Origin of the sequence: Marinitoga aeolica (assembly GCF_029910535.1) — a bacterium.
In the GTDB taxonomy this organism is placed as follows: Bacteria; Thermotogota; Thermotogae; order Petrotogales; family Petrotogaceae; genus Marinitoga; species Marinitoga aeolica.
In genome coordinates this window covers 1,879,115-1,899,173 of record NZ_CP069362.1, presented here as the reverse complement: position 1 = coordinate 1,899,173, position 20,059 = coordinate 1,879,115, and the positions used below count along the sequence as shown (strand labels likewise).

21 protein-coding genes and 2 tRNA genes are annotated in these 20,059 nt (G+C 26.3%); 7 read left to right on the top strand and 16 right to left on the bottom strand.

From position 1 onward, the window contains the following. Position 1: 1 nt before the first annotated feature. Together JRV97_RS08985 and JRV97_RS08980 are read right to left on the bottom strand one after the other, a co-directional pair. The gene (locus JRV97_RS08985; protein ID WP_280998180.1) at positions 2-514 is read right to left on the bottom strand and encodes an adenine phosphoribosyltransferase; all 513 of its coding nucleotides are present in this window, start codon (positions 512-514) and stop codon (positions 2-4) included. A 116-nt stretch (positions 515-630) separates the two neighbouring features. After that, positions 631-840, bottom strand: a complete 210-nt coding sequence (locus JRV97_RS08980; protein WP_280998178.1) for a hypothetical protein — start codon at positions 838-840, stop codon at positions 631-633. Positions 841-916: 76 nt separating this feature from the next. Here JRV97_RS08980 and JRV97_RS08975 point away from each other — a divergent pair. Both JRV97_RS08975 and JRV97_RS08970 read left to right on the top strand, forming a co-directional pair. Continuing rightward, positions 917-993 (top strand) — tRNA-Ile (locus tag JRV97_RS08975). A gap of 295 nt (positions 994-1,288) precedes the next feature. Next, positions 1,289-3,085 (top strand): hypothetical protein, encoded by a 1,797-nt coding sequence (locus tag JRV97_RS08970; RefSeq protein WP_280998176.1) that lies wholly within the window; start codon positions 1,289-1,291, stop codon positions 3,083-3,085. A 25-nt stretch (positions 3,086-3,110) separates the two neighbouring features. On the opposite strand, the gene JRV97_RS08965 is transcribed toward JRV97_RS08970, so the two are convergent. Further along, positions 3,111-3,539, bottom strand: coding sequence for a hypothetical protein (locus tag JRV97_RS08965; RefSeq protein ID WP_280998174.1), 429 nt, complete (start codon positions 3,537-3,539; stop codon positions 3,111-3,113). A 130-nt stretch (positions 3,540-3,669) separates the two neighbouring features. On the opposite strand from JRV97_RS08965, the gene JRV97_RS08960 reads away from it, so the two are divergent. After that, complete coding sequence (locus JRV97_RS08960) at positions 3,670-4,716, top strand: response regulator (RefSeq protein ID WP_280998172.1); 1,047 nt, start codon at positions 3,670-3,672, stop codon at positions 4,714-4,716. Between the two features lie 13 nt (positions 4,717-4,729). Beyond that, entirely contained in the window at positions 4,730-5,614 is an 885-nt protein-coding gene (locus JRV97_RS08955; protein ID WP_280998170.1) for a mechanosensitive ion channel family protein, read from the top strand. Here the strand turns inward: JRV97_RS08955 and JRV97_RS08950 are convergent. From JRV97_RS08950 to JRV97_RS08920, 7 genes are all read right to left on the bottom strand, one after another. Then, on the bottom strand, positions 5,606-6,976 hold the full coding sequence (locus JRV97_RS08950) for an aspartate ammonia-lyase (protein ID WP_280998168.1): 1,371 nt from the start codon (positions 6,974-6,976) through the stop codon (positions 5,606-5,608). The genes JRV97_RS08955 and JRV97_RS08950 overlap by 9 nt on opposite strands. A gap of 2 nt (positions 6,977-6,978) precedes the next feature. Then, positions 6,979-8,187: a [FeFe] hydrogenase H-cluster maturation GTPase HydF gene (gene hydF / locus JRV97_RS08945; RefSeq protein ID WP_280998166.1), complete on the bottom strand. Its 1,209-nt coding sequence runs from the start codon at positions 8,185-8,187 to the stop codon at positions 6,979-6,981. Continuing rightward, a complete protein-coding gene (hydE, locus tag JRV97_RS08940; protein WP_280998164.1) occupies positions 8,162-9,286 on the bottom strand; it encodes a [FeFe] hydrogenase H-cluster radical SAM maturase HydE in 1,125 nt (374 codons plus the stop codon). The genes hydF and hydE overlap by 26 nt, the downstream gene beginning before the upstream one ends. A gap of 6 nt (positions 9,287-9,292) precedes the next feature. Continuing rightward, entirely contained in the window at positions 9,293-10,711 is a 1,419-nt protein-coding gene (gene hydG, locus JRV97_RS08935) for a [FeFe] hydrogenase H-cluster radical SAM maturase HydG (protein ID WP_280998162.1), read from the bottom strand. Between the two features lie 9 nt (positions 10,712-10,720). Then, entirely contained in the window at positions 10,721-10,969 is a 249-nt protein-coding gene (locus tag JRV97_RS08930; RefSeq protein WP_280998160.1) for a TM1266 family iron-only hydrogenase system putative regulator, read from the bottom strand. Between the two features lie 213 nt (positions 10,970-11,182). Next, the gene (locus JRV97_RS08925; protein WP_280998158.1) at positions 11,183-11,539 is read right to left on the bottom strand and encodes a class II SORL domain-containing protein; all 357 of its coding nucleotides are present in this window, start codon (positions 11,537-11,539) and stop codon (positions 11,183-11,185) included. 11 nt (positions 11,540-11,550) lie between these two features. Then, positions 11,551-12,060 carry a rubrerythrin family protein gene (locus tag JRV97_RS08920; RefSeq protein WP_280998156.1) on the bottom strand — a complete coding sequence of 170 codons (510 nt, stop codon included), beginning with the start codon at positions 12,058-12,060 and terminating at the stop codon, positions 11,551-11,553. A gap of 231 nt (positions 12,061-12,291) precedes the next feature. On the opposite strand from JRV97_RS08920, the gene JRV97_RS08915 reads away from it, so the two are divergent. Together JRV97_RS08915 and JRV97_RS08910 are read left to right on the top strand one after the other, a co-directional pair. Next, positions 12,292-13,524 carry an MFS transporter gene (locus JRV97_RS08915; RefSeq protein ID WP_280998154.1) on the top strand — a complete coding sequence of 411 codons (1,233 nt, stop codon included), beginning with the start codon at positions 12,292-12,294 and terminating at the stop codon, positions 13,522-13,524. A 63-nt stretch (positions 13,525-13,587) separates the two neighbouring features. Then, positions 13,588-14,046 carry a peroxiredoxin gene (locus tag JRV97_RS08910; RefSeq protein WP_280998152.1) on the top strand — a complete coding sequence of 153 codons (459 nt, stop codon included), beginning with the start codon at positions 13,588-13,590 and terminating at the stop codon, positions 14,044-14,046. A gap of 27 nt (positions 14,047-14,073) precedes the next feature. On the opposite strand, the gene JRV97_RS08905 is transcribed toward JRV97_RS08910, so the two are convergent. The 5 genes from JRV97_RS08905 to JRV97_RS08885 all read right to left on the bottom strand — a co-directional run bounded on the left by JRV97_RS08905 (position 14,074) and on the right by JRV97_RS08885 (position 17,524). Then, positions 14,074-14,532 (bottom strand): SoxR reducing system RseC family protein, encoded by a 459-nt coding sequence (locus tag JRV97_RS08905; RefSeq protein ID WP_280998150.1) that lies wholly within the window; start codon positions 14,530-14,532, stop codon positions 14,074-14,076. Position 14,533: 1 nt separating this feature from the next. Then, the gene (locus JRV97_RS08900) at positions 14,534-14,743 is read right to left on the bottom strand and encodes a hypothetical protein (RefSeq protein WP_280998148.1); all 210 of its coding nucleotides are present in this window, start codon (positions 14,741-14,743) and stop codon (positions 14,534-14,536) included. Next, positions 14,740-15,300 (bottom strand): RNA polymerase sigma factor, encoded by a 561-nt coding sequence (locus JRV97_RS08895; RefSeq protein WP_280998146.1) that lies wholly within the window; start codon positions 15,298-15,300, stop codon positions 14,740-14,742. Before JRV97_RS08895 ends, JRV97_RS08900 begins: the two co-directional genes overlap by 4 nt. Before the next feature lie 91 nt (positions 15,301-15,391). Then, entirely contained in the window at positions 15,392-17,350 is a 1,959-nt protein-coding gene (locus tag JRV97_RS08890) for an LVIVD repeat-containing protein (RefSeq protein ID WP_280998144.1), read from the bottom strand. A gap of 98 nt (positions 17,351-17,448) precedes the next feature. Next, positions 17,449-17,524 (bottom strand) — tRNA-Pro (locus JRV97_RS08885). Positions 17,525-17,693: 169 nt separating this feature from the next. On the opposite strand from JRV97_RS08885, the gene JRV97_RS08880 reads away from it, so the two are divergent. Further along, entirely contained in the window at positions 17,694-18,866 is a 1,173-nt protein-coding gene (locus JRV97_RS08880; protein WP_280998142.1) for an MFS transporter, read from the top strand. Here JRV97_RS08880 and JRV97_RS08875 read toward each other — a convergent pair. Further along, positions 18,822-20,045 (bottom strand): alkaline phosphatase family protein, encoded by a 1,224-nt coding sequence (locus tag JRV97_RS08875; RefSeq protein ID WP_280998140.1) that lies wholly within the window; start codon positions 20,043-20,045, stop codon positions 18,822-18,824. The two genes, JRV97_RS08880 and JRV97_RS08875, sit on opposite strands and share 45 nt — an antisense overlap. Between the last annotated feature and the right edge of the window lie 14 nt (positions 20,046-20,059).

Sequence of the window (20,059 nt, the reverse complement as noted above, 5' to 3'; positions counted from 1 at the left end):
ATTAATATACCAATATACTTTCTACCTTAACCTCAGACAATTTTTCCCTTGGATTCAAAAAACTCAGTTCAATTAAACATAAAACACCTGAAACTTCTGCTTCTAACTTTTTTACTAAAGTTTCTATTGCTTTTATAGTGCCTCCTGTAGCTAATACATCATCCACAATTAAAACTTTTTCACTTTTTGATAAAGCATCTTTATGCATTTGTATCTTAGCTTCACCATATTCCAAAGAATAAGATACTTCTACAACATCGTAAGGAAGCTTACCAGGCTTTCTTACAGGAACTAATTTTTTCCCTAATTTATAAGCTAATGCTGAGCCAAATAAAAATCCTCTAGCTTCTGGAACTAATATCGTATCAAAATCTAAATCTTTTACCCTTTCAGCCATAGCATCTATTACTTCTCTAAAAGCCTCTGGTGTTGCCAATAAGGGTGTGATATCTTTAAATATAATACCTGGTTTCGGAAAATCAGGAATATCTCTAATATACTTTTCAAAGTTCATTTTTTTTCCTCCTTCGATTTTATTGACAGGATTATTTTACCATATTTTTTTTAAAAAACAATAACCTTTCTTAAATACCAAAAACACAATAAAATAAAAAAGATCCCAAGCAATATTTAATGGGATCTTTTTTTGTTAATATTATATGAATAGTTCAAAAACAATACTATTTTTCTTTCTAACTCTACCAATGTTACTTTATTTCCCTCTTTTAACGTTTCAAATGCAGCTTTTAATACAAGAACTCTCGGATATTTGTTTAATGTTATTTTAATTGGATCTGTATTATTAAAATTTTCTTTACTTTTAACATCTAATGTTTTCATTTTTTTATCACTCCCTTCAAAAAAACACTTGACAAAAATAAAATTAGATGTTATAATCTAATCGCTTAAGTTATTTGGGCTCGTAGCTCAGTTGGTGAGAGCTTCCGGCTCATAACCGGGAGGTCGGTGGTTCGAATCCACCCGAGCCCACCAATACGGGGTTTATTGCCCCGTTTTTTTTATTCTCTCTTAATATTTTAATATATTTTATTTTTTTTGTCAAGTTTTTTTATTTTTATTGTTAAATTTTTAACTCTTCAATCCCACTACTACCTTCACTTATACCTATTAATAATAATGTAATTGAATTTTAAACTAAAATTTACCTTATCTTTTATTTTTTTATTCATTTCATATATAAAATCTTCAATTCTATGCTCCACTTTTACATATTATCATGATATAATATTAATTAATCAGGTGATATATTAATAAAAGGAGGAACGATATGAAAAAAATATTAATATTTATTTTAATTTTAGTGAACATAACGATTTTGTTTGGAATAAAAATCGTTTCTTTTTCAGGTGAAATTTTAAATGGAGAATTTCTTTCAATGACTAATACACAACTTTTTTTTAAAGTTAACGGAAAAGTTTCAAAATTACCCATACAAGAAATAAAAAATGTTGAATTTAGTCCAGAAGAAAAGTCAAATATGTTTTTTTCACTAGTAAATAATTATACCTTTAAAGGCATATTGAAAAAAATAGAAAATGATTACTTTGTTTTTAAAAATTCAGAAAAAACATATAGAATTTCAAAAAAAGATTTAAAAATCATAATATCAAAAAAAAGAGTAGAATCAAAAATTTTAGCTACCAATTTTGGGAGATTTCACTTCTCACCACTTGAAATTATTTCTGATAAATTCTGGAAAGTAAATACCGATTATGGTATTTTAATCTTACCTTCAGAGTCTATACAATCATCTTTTAGACCAAATATTTCAAGTGAAAATAAAAATATTCTGTATTTAACTAATGGCGATTATTTCTTTTATGATTCTATATCTATAAAAAATTCATTATTTAATTTCTATATATATAATTTTTCTATTCAAATCCAAAAAAGTAATATTTTATTTTTAAAAGACCATTCTTTTTCGCCTTTAAAAATCAAATCTAAAAAATTATTTAGGCTTAATGTTAATGATAAAAATTATTTCTTAGATAATTATGAAATCAAAGATAACAAAATTATTTTAGAAAATGAAATTATTAAAAATCCAAATATTAAATTCATTTCAAATTCTATAATAAATTTATTTATTTTACCTGATGTTTTTTACAGTGGAATTTCTACATACAACGAAAAATTATATGTATCTGGTTATTCTAAAAATTTATATGAACTATCATATTCTGGAAAAATTTTAAATAAATACAACATTAGCTCATATTCGTTTGATTTTCCTGTAATCTATAATGATAATATTTATATTTCAAATTTTCGAAAAAATTTAACTATAGTAGATTTAAAATCGAAAAAAATTAAAGAAGTCGATATTTCAGATCCTTATTCTGGCGTTACTATTTTAAACGAAAATAGATATTTAATTCATTTATGGAGTAAATACCTTTATCTTATAGAAAAAGAAAATATCATTTCATCAATTAATACAACGACTTCTAAAAGAAGTCCTCTAATAGATTATGAAGGAAACATTATAGATCTAGATATTAATGGTAATCTAAAAAAAATAGATAAAAATTTTAATATAATATTTGAATTATCTTTAAATGGTAAAACTGACTTCTATAATATAGATATTGATAATAATATATATATTAACGGTCCTGATAAAACTTTTACAGTACTCGATAAAAATGGAAAGATGTTATTTTCTTATAAAATGGAAAATATTCCATATTCATTTCCTTTAATTGATAATAAAACGCATACTATTTATGTTACTTCAAAAGATTTATATCTTTATGCTTTAAAAGATGGAAAAATACTCTGGAAATCTAAAGTTGGATATTTTTCTGGCACTGGGGTTTTGACCGATAAATATGTTATTATTAATAATTTAACTCATGAAATTTTATTTATTAATAGAAATAATGGAAAAATAGAAAAGATTTTTAATCTTGGATATTCACATAATTTATCTATGGATAAAAATGGATTTTTATATTGTGCATCTTCAAATGGTGTAATAGCGATTATCGATGTCAATGATAATCCAATTAATCAATATAAATTTAATATACAACATACCGGAAATCCTAATATTAAATAAAGAAGCTCGCAAAAATGCGAGCTTTTTAAAATATCAATCCACTATTACCTTTATTATTTGTTTTTTTCATCTGATCTAATTGATTCAATAAATCAGGCGGAGCAACGCTAATATCTGGTGCTTCTGCTTGCTGCATCAATTGCTTTAATTGTTCTTCATACTCTTTCATTTTTTTCTTCATTTCTTCTAAATCAATTTTAATCCAATTTAAAATATCTTTAGACATTTCTTTTGCTTTTTCATCAGGTAATTCAATAGCCTTTCCTTCTAATTCGGTATTTGCTTTAAATTCATCTTTTATAGCCTCTACTAAATTATCTTCTGTCAATAATTCATTTTTGTATAAAACCCTTAAAGCTATATTAGTTCTGAATTTTAAATCTTCGAGAGACATTTCTAAACCTTCTAATTTTGCCATTATAACATTTATCAATTGATCTAAAGATACTTGCATTAAAAAAACCTCCTTTATATTTTCTCTAAGAATTATATATATAAATTTTTAACTCAGTATTTCTATAATATAATTTTTTTATTTATGATATAATATTTATGATGATTTTATTAAAATGCGGGGGAATAATATGGGAAAATTTCTGGTTATTGATGACTCAAATACTTCAAGAGAATATATAAAATATTGTTTTTATGAATTTTCTGAATATATAGAAATATTATTTGCTGAGAACACATTAAAAGCTAATGTAATATTAGAAAAAGAAGATATTTCTTTAATATTTTTAGATTGGAATTTACCTGGAGAAAGCGGTATTGAATTTTTAGATGTATTAAAACATAATGAAAAAACAAAAAATATACCAATTATTATGATTACCGGAGAAAAATACAAAAAGGAGAGTGTGTTATTAGCAGTAAAAAAGGGAATAAATGATTTTATAGTTAAGCCATTTTCAAAAAACAATATATTATCCAGATTATTACCTTATATACTCAAAAGCATAGATGTTAAATTAAATATCTTTAGCCAAGATAAAGAATTAATTAATGTGCTTGATAAAATTTCAAAAAAGATTAATTATCCAATTACAATATTAAACGATATTAAAAATATTAAAGGGAAAAATATTATTTTTACAGACATTGATATTTATTTAGAAAATATAGAATTATTAAAAAATCTTCCTTCATTGATTTATATAAAGGATAAAAATACAAATATTGAAAAACTAATAGGAAATATCAGAATCATATATGATTTATCAGAAAAAGTATTATTAAATATTTTAGTTAATCTACTACTAAAAACTATTTTTAAAAAAGAAATTTTAGTAATTAGTGAATCCACTACAATTAGAAAAATAATTAAAGCTGTAGGAGAAAAATTAAATTATAATGTTATTGAAGCAAAAGATTTTTTGGAAGGATATAGATATTTATTTAATAATTGTAAAAATGTATATAGTATTTTCGTTGATTATAATGACTTTGATGATTTAACAAATTTTTTGTACAAATTAGAAAATAACATCTTTTTTAAAGACATGAAAATAAATATTTTAGGTTCTGATAAATCACCTGAAACTTTAAGAAAACTATCAAAGTATAATATAGATAATTATATTTTAAAACCATTTACTTTAGATATATTAATTAAAAAAATTTTAGATTAAAATGGGGTGAATTATGGATTTTTTGAATAGTTTTATAAATAGTAACTACGGAGAGAAAATACTATATTCATTTATAGTAATATTTATTATATATTTATTGAAAAAAATAAATGAAAAACTCATTATAGAAAAAATAAAAGAACCAAAATATAAATATTATTGGAATAAGACAACTAATTATTTATTAGTTATTATAGTTTTTTTAGCAGTTGGTAGAATATGGTTTGTGGGATTTCAATCTTTATCAACATTTTTAGGGTTATTTTCTGCTGGTTTAGCTATAGCTTTGAAAGAGCTTATTACAAATTTTGCTGGATGGATTTATATAATTTCAAAAAAACCGTTTGAAATCGGCGATAGAATAGAAATTGGGAATTTTTCAGGTGATGTTATAGATATAAGTATATTAAATTTTACTATTCTTGAAATAGGGAATTGGGTTAATGCAGATCAAAGTACAGGGAGAATCGTTCATATTCCTAATGGAATAATCTTCAATCAAAATCTGGCAAATTATACAAAAGATTTTAGATATATATGGAATGAAATTCCTGTTCTTGTTACATTTAATAGCAATTGGAAAAAAGCAAAAGAAATATTATTAAACATAGCAACTGAACATTCCGAACATTTAAGTAAAGAAGCTGAAGAAAAATTAAAAAAAGCTGCTGCAAAATATATGATATATTATAAAAAACTAACACCGATAGTTTATACAAGCGTTGAGGACAGCGGTATTTTATTAACAATCAGATATTTATGTCATCCGCGTAAAAGAAGAGGAACTGCCCATGAAATATGGGAAAACATTTTAGATGAATTTTCCAAACACAATGATATAGATTTTGCTTTTCCAAGTCAAACTATATATTTAGATACGCCTAAAGATTCACTTTAGGCGATATCCTAATCCTGCAGATCTATTTGAATTTATTTTATTCATTATCTCTTTAAAATCAAAATTCCTCTTTTTTGATAAATCTTTTACTGTCTTTTCTATGTCGAAATTATTTTCTTTTAAGCTCTCTGATACTTCATTATATCCAAATATTTCTATTAATGGGGTTACCAAAGTAAATGATTTAACTAAGTTTTCATGGCATTTTTCTTCGTTTGGTTGAATTAATTCTATATAATTTTTTAGGGAATATGTTGCTTTTTTTAGAAAATCTATTGATTTTAACGTATAATGAATAATCATAGGTGTTAAATGATTCAACTCTAAATTTCCCATACTTGACGCATATGTAATTAAATTATCAAAAGATATCACACTAGTTGATAATTGTATAACATATTCTGGTATAACTGGATTTACTTTACCAGGCATTATAGAACTCCCTGCTTGTATTTTTGGTAATTTAATTTCATTTACTGCATTTGAACCTAAAACCCTTATATCATTAGATATTTTTACTAAATTTACTGCTAAAGATTTTAATAATCCGCTAACTTCAGAAAATACATCTAAATTTTGTGTTGCATCTATTAAATTTTCTGCTTTTGCTATGCCAATTTTTGTTATTTCTCTAACCTTATTTACTATTTTCAAAATATATTCTTTTGGTGCAGCTATTCCTGTTCCTATTGCTGTACCTCCAATATTTACACTTCTTATTCTCTCTTCAACTTTATATAATCTCCATCTATCCCGGCTTAGAGTGTCTGCCCAAGCACCAAATTCTTGACCTAATAAAATAGGAACAGCATCCATTAATTGTGTTCTTCCTATTTTTCTTATTTTAATATATTCTTTTTCTTTAACTTGTATTGAATCCTGTAATTTTATCACATTTTCTACTAACTCTCTTAACTCTTTTATAATTGCTACTTTTCCAGCTGTAGGAAAAACATCATTAGTTGATTGATGCATATTTACTTGATCTAAGGGATCAATGATATATTCAGATTTCTTTCCTCCAAGTATTTCCGTAGCTCTATTAGCTATTACTTCGTTTATATTCATATTTATCGATGTACCAGCTCCACCACTCAATGGATCAACTACTATATGATTTTTTAAAGACTCCCATTCATCACATGCTTGAACAATAGCATTTTTTTCGTTTTCATTCAAATATCCTAATTCAAAATTTAAAATAGCAGCTGCTTTTTTTATCATAAAAAACGCCCAAATAAAGCTATTATTTAATTTCTCACCTGTATTCGGGAAATTATTTAAAGCTCTATAGGTATGGATTCCATAATAAACATCATCTGGAATTTCAACTTCACCTATAAAATCTTTTTCGACTCTCATTTTTACACCCTCTTTAATTCTGGAAATACCTCTAATGCTCTATCTAAGACACCATGTAAATAAGATATTATAACTCCATAATTAACAATTGGTATATTATACATATTAGCAATATTTATTCTTCTTATCATACTCTTTCTAGTTAAAGTACATCCACCACAATGAATAATCAATTTTGCATCTTTTACTATATCATAATCAGGAAATTCCGTTCCAGCAAAAAACTCTATATTTAAATTAATTCCTAAATGATTTGTAAGCCATCTTGGTATTTTTACTCGACCTATATCTTCAGTCAACGGTCTATGAGAACAACCTTCCATTATTATTACTTTATCATTTTCATTTAAATTTTCTATCGCTTTTATTCCTTCAGATAATATTTTCAAATCTCCTTTATGTCGTGCTTCTAATATAGAAAATGTAGTAAGTGGTATATCAAAATCAATATCAGAAACAACTTTCATTACACTTTGAGAATCTGTAATTACCAAATCCGGCTTTTGATTTAATTTTTCTAATGTATGCCTTAGCTCTCTTTCCTTTGTAACTACTGCGATCGCTTCTCTATCTAATATTTCTCTAATTGCAGTAACTTGTGGCATTATTAACCTTCCTTTTGGTGCTCCAAGATCTATTGGAACAACTAATATAATCAGCTGTCCCGGTTCTACTAAATCCGCTATTAAAGGTACTTCTTCTTCATTTGGCAATAATTTTGCAATTTCTTCTTTTAATTTTTCAATATTCTTTTTTTCTTTTGCTGAAATCTCTATTATCTTACTTGTATATTCTAGATATGTTTTCTTTATTTTCTCTATATTTTCTATTTCATCTATTTTATTTATTATTATTAAAAATGGAATATTTAATTTTTTAAAATTATCAATTAATTCTTTCTCATAATTAGATATTACATCTGTTACAACTAATAATGCTATATCAGCCTTATATAATGCTTTTGTAGCCTTTTTTATTCTTTTTTCTCCAACTAACCCTTCATCATCTATTCCAGGTGTATCCACAATGGTTACAGGCCCTAAAGGAACTAATTCCATTGTTCTATATACAGGATCTGTTGTAGTTCCAGGAAAATCACTGACAATAGCAATATCCTGATTCAAAATAGCATTTATTAAAGTCGATTTCCCAACATTTCTTTTTCCTGTTATTGCTATGTATTTTCTATAACCTTTCATTGGAGAAGCCATACTGTGCCTCCTTAATAAATAAATTTCTCAATGTATATGGCGGAATTTTTAATCCCATATCCAATATTCTTTGAGCTGTTCCCAATAAATCAACTTTTATTTTTTCATCATATATATTATAATTTTCTCGATATTCGTCAGGAGTTAAATTAACCATAATTACATTACATCCACAGTTTAAAGCCTTAAATTGATAATTCCTGTCTATAGTACCCAGCGCTGTTGTAGCTGGCATTTGAGCAAATGGTATTGTTAATCTTGTTGCTGCATATGCATTTAATGTTAACTCTGCTGAACCATTTTCCAAATTTTCCAATGGTGTATTATGTGTAGAAATAAACGGCCCCATTCCTATCATTTTAATATTATGTTCTTTCATAAAGATTATATCTTTCGCTATATCTTCTAATGTTTGACCTGGTAATCCTATAATATTACCTGAACCTGTTATATACCCCAATTCTACTAAATAATCAAGCAATTCTATTCTCAAATCATAATCCTTATCAGGATGCACATCTTCAAATATCTTTCTATTAATCGCCTCGTGTTTCAACAACACCTTTGAAGCACCAGCATTTCTAAACCTTTTATAAGCTTCTTTACTCCTCTCACCAATAGAAATAGATACCGCTGTTTTAAGTTCATGATGAATTCTAAATATTAATTTTTCCAGATCATCATCACTATAAAAATCATCTTCTCCTGATTGCAATATTATGGTTGTTAACCCACTCTCTACACCATTTTTAGCTATTTCAAAAATTTCATCTATAGGTATTCTATACCTTTTTATTATATCATTCTGAACTCTTATACCACAATAATAGCAACTCTTCTTACAATAATTGCTAAATTCAATTACACCTTTTAAGGTTACAATATCAGTATTTAGCGTTTTATTTACTATATCTGCTACTTTATATATTTTCTCTTTTAAATTTTCTTCATTTAAAGAAAGTATCCATAACACTTTTTCATAATTTAAAGTCATATGTTTTAAAAAATAGTCAATTACTTCATTTATCTCCAACGGCATTTCTTTTTTCAATTCTATTAATTTTATTTTCAATCTCTCTAATCTCTTTGAAATATTCATCACCGCCTAAAAATAAAGATCTCTCTCTCCTTCTTTTACTTTTTTGATTTTTTCAAGTAATTGTTCCTTTAAAGGATTATTATTCATATTTTTTAATTCTTCTTCTATTCTTTTTATACCAATTATTTTTGTTTTCTCAGGGGCATAATCTTCAATATATTCTAAAAATGTTAATATAGCATTAGGAGTACAAAATCTTTTAACAAAACCAGGAATTGCAAATTCCATGAAATGTTCTCCTGTCCTTCCTAATCTATAACATCCTGTACAAAATGATGGCAAATATCCTTCCTCAGCTAATTCTTCTATTATCTGATCTAATGTTCTATTATCTCCCAATAAAAACTGACTTCTTTTTAATTTTTCTTCATCTGTTTCATGATAACTTCCAACACCAATTGAAGAACCACCATCTATCTGCGAAACACCAAACTTCATTACTTCATTCCTTATTTCTACTGGTTCTCTTGCAGTTAATATTAATCCAGTATATGGAACAGCAAGTCTTAAAATTGCTACTAATTTTTTAAAATCGTTATCAGAAACTGCATAAGGAGGCCTCTCTGCAAGTGGAGTATCTAATGCAGGTTCCATCCTTGGGAACGATATTGTATGGGGCCCTACATTAAATCTTTCTTCAAAATGTATTGTGTGGTATAATAATCCCATTGCTTCAAATTTCCAATCATACAATCCAAACAATGCTCCTATTCCAACATCATCTAATCCTGCTTTGAATGCTCTATCTAATCCATATAACCTCCAATAATAATTGGATTTCGGACCACTTAAATGATATTTTTTATACGTTTCATAATGATAAGTTTCTTGGAAAATTTGAAATGTTCCTATTCCTACTTCTTTAAACAGCTTATAATCTTCTACAGTTTGAGGCGCAGCATTAACATTAACTCTTCTTATTTCACCCTTACCAAACTTTGTATTATATATAGTCTTAATTGTCTCTGTCATAAATTTTGCATCATATTTTGGATGTTCTCCAAAAACTACTATCAATCTTTTATGACCTTTATTTTCTAAAGCTTTTACTTCTTCAACAACTTCATCTAACGATAAACTTCTTCTTTCAATTGTTTTATTTGTAATTCTAAAACCACAATATTGACAATTATTAATACATTCATTACCAATATACAACGGTGCAAACAATACAATTCTATTACCATATATTCTTCTTTTTAACTCTCTTGCTCCCTCAAATACTTCTTCAAGTAACTCTTCATCTTCTACATTTAATAATGTAGCCATTTCTTCAGGATCCAATCTATTTTTATCGAGTGATTTTTGAATAATCTCTCTAACCTTAGCACGATCAGGATTCTTTGTTTTTTCTAATAAATCTAAAATAGTCTGTTGTGGAATAAAAGATTTTAAATTCTCATTATCTTTAATAAAATACATCATAATCTCACCTCATATTCTTAAAGTATTTGTCTTCACTTTGACAGATTCAACCTGACCTAATTTGCCTGATAAAGCTCCTAATTCATCAGTCGTCATTTCAACAATTAAAAATATTATAGCTATGTCTTTCTCTTTCATCGGATATCCTACTCTTAAAAGAACCTTTTCACCGTAATTGTGTAAAATATCGCTTACTTTTTGATAGGCTAATTCTCTGTTATATACAATTATAGAAATGGTACTAATCTTTTTCTCCAAAATAAAAACCCCCTTCCTTTTTTATACATCAAGGAAGGGGAATATTATATTCCTTTTCTTTCCCCTCCCTTGATGTTAGGTTTTCACCCTTCATCTCAGGAGAAATTATTCACATTTATTTGTGATTATTATAACATTCACATTTTACAAAAATGTTAAGAAATAATAAAATAATAAATCTAATAAAATAAGCGAGCCAAAAGCTCGCTTATTTTATTCAACATCTATTTCTTTTTCTGATTCCCATAAACCGTGTAAATTACAATAAGAGTGTGCTATTAAAGTACCTTTTTTATCAAGTTTTATATGTGTAATTACATGCGGCTCTGTTACAGAAGGGCCAAATTCAAATCTTCCTAAATGAACTGTATTTGGATTACCTTCATAATGAATATATAAATCAATCCATGAAATATGGTGTTCTACAGTATTTGGATGTGGAATATCCTTTCCAACTTGTACTTCTACTTTAAATAATTCACCAGCTTTTACTTTTTCTGGTGCGTCTATTACTGGAACGTGCTTTTCATTTTTAAAATCGGCACTTTTAATTACATCTCCTAATTTCATATTATCCCTCCTCAAAATTCTTTGAATTTTTCTTTAGGTGCTCCACAAACTGGACATTTTTCTGGAGCAGCATCGAATGTTGTATAACCACATACTTCACAGATAAATATTTTTTTATCTTCTAAATCTTCATTTGATTTTAAATATTCTCTGGCATCATTATACATTTTTTCATGAATTTTTTCTGCTTCTAATGCAAAATGAGCGCTTCTAACGGCTTCTTTTTCTTCTTGAAATTCTGAAGCATTCTTATAAACAGGATACATCTCTTCAATTTCAAAGTGTTCTCCTGCAGCTGAATCTTCTAAATTAGTATCCACAGCACCTAAATATCCCAATGCCTTAAAATGATTTCTTGCATGGACAAACTCGGCATAAGCTATTGCTCTCCATAATTTTGCTAAATTCTTTTTCCCCTGTGCTTCTGCATCCTCTGCATAAATAGAGTATTTCATATGAGCCTTAGATTCTCCACAAAATGCATCTTCTAAAAATTTTCTTGTCATTTCTTTTTTAACCATAATATATCCCCCTTTCTTAATTTAATAGATACAAAATTAAAATTATTTCAATAATATTCTATACAAGATAAGTTAAATTTTCATTGCTTTATTATTACAAAATAAATCCAAGGATATATGAAATATAAAAATATAACTTCAAAATAATTTTAACATTTAATTCTAATACTTTAAGAGAATATTTTATGATATAATAATTTGTATGACAAATTAAATATGCGGAGGGTAAAAATGGACAGAAAATACAAAGATATTCAATTTTATAAATTTTGTGCATATGGATTTTTAAAAAATTTAAGATTTTTTGAACCATTTTTAATTTTGTTTTTTCTTGAAAAAGGATTGTCTTACTTTCAAATAGGTATCCTATATTCAATAATGAAAATTTCAACTAATATTTTAGAAATACCTACTGGTATTATTGCAGATTCTATAGGGCGAAGAAGGGCTATGGTTTTTTCTTTCTCGAGTTACATTATTTCCTTTTCTATCTTTTATATTTCAAAAAATTTTTTGATTTTTTCTCTTTCAATGATTATTTATGCTTTTGGTGAAGCTTTTAGAAGTGGTACACATAAAGCTATGATCCTTGAATATTTAAAAATCAAAGGTTGGAAAGATATGAAAGTTTATTATTATGGAAATACCAGATCATGTTCTCAATTAGGCTCGGCAATATCTTCTTTGATAGCTGCAAGCATTGTATTCTATTCAGGAAGTTATCAATCTATATTTCTGGCATCTATTATTCCATACGTTCTTGATCTTATTTTAATGCTAACCTATCCAAAAGAATTAGATGGGGAAATAAAAGAATTTAATATAGAAAATTTAAAAAAATCTTTTTCTAATGTTTTAAGAGAATTTGCAATTTCATTTAAAAAAATCAACCTTTTAAAAAGCATATTTTTAACCGCAACATATAGTGGTTATTATTCTGCAATAAAAGATTTTTTACAACCGGTTTTGAAAAATTTTGCATTAGCTCTTCCTATTTTTATTTATTTAGATAATACAAAAAGATCCTCTATTGTTATTGGGATAACATATTTTCTAATATATTTAGCAACTTCATTTTTTTCAAGAAAATCTGGTTATTTTTCAGAACGATTCAATAATCTATTTTCACCTTTAATAATAACTATGAATTTAGGATTTATATTTGGAATTCTCAGTGGAATATTATATGAATATAATTTATATTTATTTTCAATAATATTATACATTGGTATTTATTTAATAGAAAATCTCAGACGACCTATTGGTGTTGCTTATATTTCTGATAATATAAACAGCAATATATTAGCTTCTGTATTATCTGTTGAATCACAATTAAAAACTATTTTAGGTGCAATATTAGTTCCTTTAATGGGTTTAATGGCTGATAAATTCGATATAGGAATTTCTTTAATTATTATTTCTTCATTACTCATGCTAATTAATTTTGTTATAATTAAAAAATAATTTGATAATTTATTAAAATTATGATATAATTATAATGATTTTAAAATTATAAGAGGTGGTATTATGTTAAAAACGGGAGATAAAAGTATAAATTTCGAACTCGTAAATACAAAACTTGAAAAAGTAAAACTAGAGGATTTTTTGGGGAAAAAAGTAGTTTTAGTTTTTTATCCGGGAGCATTTACAAGTGTTTGTCAAAAAGAATTATGCACATTTAGAGATATGATTACTAAATTTAATAATTTAAATGTTAAAGTATTAGGCATTAGTGTAGATACTCCATTTTCTAATAAAGAATTTTCAGAAAAGAATAGACTAAAATTTGATCTTTTATCTGATTTTTGTGGTGAAGTATCAAAAAATTATGGAGGAGTTCATAAAAATTTTGTAGGTATAGAAAATTACACTGTTTCAAAAAGATCTGTATATATAATTGACGAAAAAGGTACCGTTATATATACCTGGATTTCAGAAGATCCTGGAAAAGAACCACCATATGAAGAAATAGAAAAATTGATATAATAATGAGCGGATATTAATCCGCCCATTTTAATTTTGTATTCCTAATTTTAAGTTCAAATTATTTTGTTTAGGTAAAACTTCTACAACTGATGGTTTGTATTTCTTTTTAAATACTGTCCTATCTAAATAAGCTATGACTCCATAGGAAATCCCTAATCCAAGAAGTCCATATAAAAATGAAATCATGTCTTTGCCTGTAATGGAATATGCAATTAATAAGGTAATTAAAAAGGATAATAGAGGAAACCCATAAATTATAAAAGAAATTTTAGACACAGAAAAATCTGGAATTTCAACTATTACATAATCTCCAATCTCGGGAATTTTTTTAAATTGCTCTTTCTCTATTCCCATTATTCTCTCACTATTACTTCCGGTTAGATTACATGCACCACTTAAAGCGCAACTTTCACAACTTGAACTTCTCGTACTTATTAAATTAACCCTTTTCTCATCTATAGTATTAACTACAAAAACTTCTCTCATGCTATTCCTCCATATCTATATCAATAATGATTTTCGAAATTATTGTCTTTTTACACTTATTAATAATAGCATAACTTTCTTGAGAAAGAAAATATGCTTTTATATATGTTTTATATTTTTCAACTTCTTCTTCTAATGATTTATCTATCTGTTCCATATACTCGCCATCTAAAACTTTATTTAATAAATCATATTTTTTTTCATCAATCATGCGAGGTTCTCCTCCTTTAATAACTTTTGGAACTTTTTTCTTGCATAATGCAAACGACTTTTTACACTTCCTAATGGCTTATTCAATTTTTCTGCAATTTCATCATAACTTAAGCCATCTATATCCCTTAATTTTATTAAAATTCTATCTTCTTCAGATAGCTTTTCCATAATTTTGGTTATTTTATCCATTTCCATTTCATCTAATACCTCATTTGAAACATTAACATCTGCTTCAGGTTGTATTCCTATCCCTTCTGTATAATTTTCTGTTAGATCTATATTTTCAACAACATTTTTCTTTTTTTTACGAATATAATCTTTCCCAACATTAATAGTAATTTGATATATCCATGTAGATAATTTTGAATCACCTCTAAATGTATGTATACCTTTAAAAATCTTAAAAAAAACCTCTTGCAACGCATCTTCTATTTCACTCAAATCAACATATTTTTTCAATGTTACATATATTTTAGGTGCATATTGATTGTATAATTCCTCAAATGCCTCTTTGTCCTTCCTTTTTAATTTTTCAACTAATCTTTTTTCATTCAAGAAAAATCACCTCTTTGTGGTTTTTTTTTATTATACCACAAAAGAGGCTGCTACATTACTTTAGACTATAATTATTATATTTTGTTCAATTTTATTTAACCTCTAAAATTATGTTTTGTAAATATAAATTTTTTAAATTAGATAATAATACAGGATTTTGTGGATCTGAAATATCGTATATAAGAAGTCCATTTTCTCCATCTGCAACATATAAATAATTATCTCTAATATATCCACCATAGCAAAAACCTTTTGTATCAACAGTTGATAACAATATAGGATTTGATTTGTCAGATACATCAATTAAAGAAAATCCATTTTCTCCTTTTGAATAAAAAACTATATTATTATCCAAATAAACTCTTCCCCACTTAGAATTTATGTTCAATTTAGAAATTAATTTAGGATGTTTTTTATCTTTTACATTTACTACTTTCAATCCTTTTCCACCATCTGCAATATAAGCTATATCATCTTTTACAAATACATTATATGCAAATCCTTCTGCATCATAATAACTTAACAATTTTGGTATTTTAGGATCCGAAACATCAACTATTACAAAACCATCATATCCCATTGGCACATATGCATAATTATCTTCAACAAATATTCTCCCAGATGAACCCTTTAACTCAAGGTAACTCATAGTATTTAACGAATAATCTTTGCCAATTTTTACAACTTCCATACCCGAATTTCCTTCAAGAATATAGGCTATATCATTTTTTACGAAAATAGAATATACTTTACCAAATGTCTTAAGTTTTGCTACTTTTTTAGGTTTTTTTACATCACTAACATCAGCAACAACCACTCCGTTTATCCAATCAGCTATATAGGCGTGTTTATCTCTTACATATAGTCCAACAGCCCAACCTTCTGTATATACATGATTTACAATTTTAGGTTTTTTAGGATCTGTAACATCTATAATATACATACCAATTCCACTACCTGTAGTATAAACATATTTTTTATTCATTTTTTTAGTTTTCTCCATATAAATTGTCGGTGTAATCTCTTTTGTTATAGTAGATTCTATAGATATAACACTACTTTCAACTGTTAATTCTGTTGATGGTTCAGAAATTTCTTCTTTTATTAATAACTTTTTAGTAGAAAAATTCCATATAGAACTTTCTTTTACTTCATTACCAGATTTTGCTACCACTTTCCAATAATAATCTTTTCCATAATCAACAGAAATATCATAAAATTGATATCCCAAATTTTGAGCTATTAATGTCATATCTTTCGGATCAAGTCCAAGATAAACATCAAATAACGCTTCTTTACCTTCATATTTCCATTCTAAAGTAATTTTTGTTTCCAAATTTGTTGCTCCGTTTGTTGGTATTGGATTAAATGGTTTCCCAAGTTCTTTTACTGATTTTGTTTGAAAAGCCCATATTTCACCATATCTAATACCACCATGTCCATCTTTTGCTACTACCTTCCAGTAATATCTTGCATCCTCTTTTAAATTAACCTCAATAGATGTTGCTTCTGTTCCTGTTACTATAGGTTTCATAGTGTCTATAGAACGACCTAAATAAACATCATAAAATATTTTATCCCCATCAAGGTCTTCACATTGCCAATTTAATGTTGTTATTAATGGAACATTAATTTCACCATCTGAAGGTTTGGGTGAATGCGGTTTTAAAGGGATTGCATTTTCTGTACTAAAAAGCCATATATCACTATCTGTTTTGTGTTTTTTATCCTTTGCCACTACTTTCCAATAATAGGTTTTATTATATTTTAAAACTTTGGTAAAAGAAGTTTCTGTTATATTTGAAGCAATAGGTGTGAGATTATATCTGTCTGTTGATAAATATAAATCATAAGTTAATTTATCCCCATCCGGATCTGTTGCTCCCCATGTAAAAACTGTATTTACAGGAATATCAACAGCTCCATTTTTAGGAGTATATAAATCTGGTATTGAAGGCGGTTCGTTTTTATATATAATAGGGAAAATGACAACCCCTGTCATTACAACTATAAACGCTGATATTGCAAGTATTATAAATTTTAATTTCAAACCCATCACCTCTATATTATTTTATTCAATTTGTTATTCTACAAATAAAATTCCCTTTCCTAATTCATATAAAAAAAGCCAACCAAATAGGTTGGCTTTGGTCGGGGCGACTGGACTTGAACCAGCGACCTTTTGCGCCCCATGCAAACGCGCTCCCATCTGCGCCACGCCCCGAACTGCACATTATTATATCATATTTTATATCACCAGTCAATAGATTTTTTTATCTAATTTGACAATTATTTCTTAACATTATATAATTATGTCGATATTATAAGTTATAGTGTAAATCTAAAAAACAAAATATATCTTAGATTGTCTAATTAAATTGGAGTGAATAACAATGAATGATCGTTCTAATAAAATAAGAATAAAATCAGTAGGATATCTTTTAATTCCAGCAATTTTCCTTGTTTTCGTTTATATATCATATGGTGTAATTATCCAGGGATTTGTTTCTACAGAACTGCAATATTCTTTTAATCTTAAACAAAATATTTTGCCTTTATTAAATATTCCAATTTTTGTTGGAATGTGTTTTGGGGTATATATTTCACATTACAAAGTAAAAAATAAAAAACTATTTTATTCTTTTCTTTTATTTTCAATTATTATAAACTTTTTTTATTTTTTTATAAAAAAGTATATTTACTTCCTTATAATTAGATTTATTTCGGGAATAGGATTCGGTTGTCTTTTTGGTTATCTTAGTGCTTATTACTATTATTATAGATCAGAACTGAATATAAAAAATGTATCTTTAGAATGGGGAAAAGCATTTGGTGTTTTACTTGCAGCACTTTCTACCTATTATCTCGTACCTTTTTTAGGGTGGAACTTTGCTTTTTTTATTCTCTTAGTAGGAATTTTTATTATTATTATGGTCAGCTTTTTACCCGAAATTGAAGATATTTCATATTTAGAATTAAAGTCATTTTCAAAAGAAAAAAAAACTTTGTTGTATTTATTTATGGGTATATATTTTATTATTGGAAATAATTATTATATCATAACCTTAAATATAAAAAACATACTCGTTCACTTTTCTAAAGATTATGTTATTGTACATTTTTATTTAATACTATTCTCAATCAGCATAATATTTGGTTATCTCATATCTATATATTTATATAATAAATTCAGCAAATTTTTTTTGATTTTTTCTTTGAACTTATTATTAATCTTTATTTCCTTTATTAGTATTTTTGCTTTTTCAGGAATACAAATAGCTTATTTTTTATTGTTGAACATAGCCATTCAAATTATAATATGGAACACTGTTTTAGTGTATAGTTTAACCTTTTTTGATCCGAAAGAGCGTTATATAATAATAAAATCAATGTTTTTCATGATTTCATTTGGAGGTATTTGTTCTTCGATATTTTCCTTTTTGCTTAACACAAAATTATCTACTAATATTTTTATATTTATTGGATTTACATCTTTAATATCCTTAATACTGACATATAATTTATCCAAAAAATATAACAGGTACAATCATTTCATGAAAAGATAATCCACCATGTTTCCCTTTTAAATGAACAAACGATCCACCATATTTATATACAAAACTATAATTACTTTTCGAAATCATAATATAATCCCCAACTCTTTCTCTGTATTTTTGATTTAATTTTGCACCAAATAAGTTTATTTTTTCTGCTTCTTCAATATCAATAAGATTTCCATAATCTTTATAATTCGAGTTAAAAAATTCATAAAAATTCTTTTTATTTTTTGTATAAAAATACATCATTCTCATTTCTCCCCCTGGTGGAATCCATAGATGTTTTGATATTTCATTTTCATTAGAAAATCTTATTTCTTTTGTTAATGGTGATTCCAACATCCCATGATCCGCAGTTATTATTATAACTGTATCTTTAAGTATTTTATCATTTATTCTTTCTAAAAATTCATTTTCTAACATTTTCAAAAACCAATATATTTGTGCTTTATATTTATAATCTTTAGCGCCGTATTTATGCCCTATACCATCAACATAACCATAATATGCAAATTGAAAAGATTTTTCATCTTTATTTATAAAATCAACAAGTTTATCATAAACCATACCAAACATTTCAACTAAAGATTTATATCCTTTTATATTACTTCCTTTATTGTGAATTTTGCTTAATCCACTTCTTACTATGTCAGAATGTGTATGTGTAAAGGTTTTTACTCCATATTTCCCTAAAATTTCATTTATTGTTTCAACCTCCAATATATCATTTACTAAATAAGGTTCAAAAATCCCTTTCCCACCAAATAGTGGTGAAAATTCTATCATATTCACCAATGCTCCTAATTCTTTTAAAAATAATATATAACCTAAAATACCATGTTCAGCAGGAGGTTTTGCTGTCATAAAAGTTGTAATTGCATTAGCTGTGGTAGAAGGAAATATTGAAGTTGCTGGAAAAAATTGATTTCTCCCTAAAAATTTAAATTCATTTTTCTTCTCTTTTAATACTAATTTAAATGTATTATAACTCATAGCATCAACTAAAAATAAAACTACGTGTTTTTTTCCTTTAAACGGCAATGGATATGGCTTATAAAAAGGAACACCTTCAAAATTTTCAATAACCCAATTCGCAATATTTAATATGGAATATTCTTCATAATGGGGTAAAATTCCTAATCCTTCAATTTTATTTTCATAAATTTTTTTAAATATTTCTTTCCACATATATTACACCCACT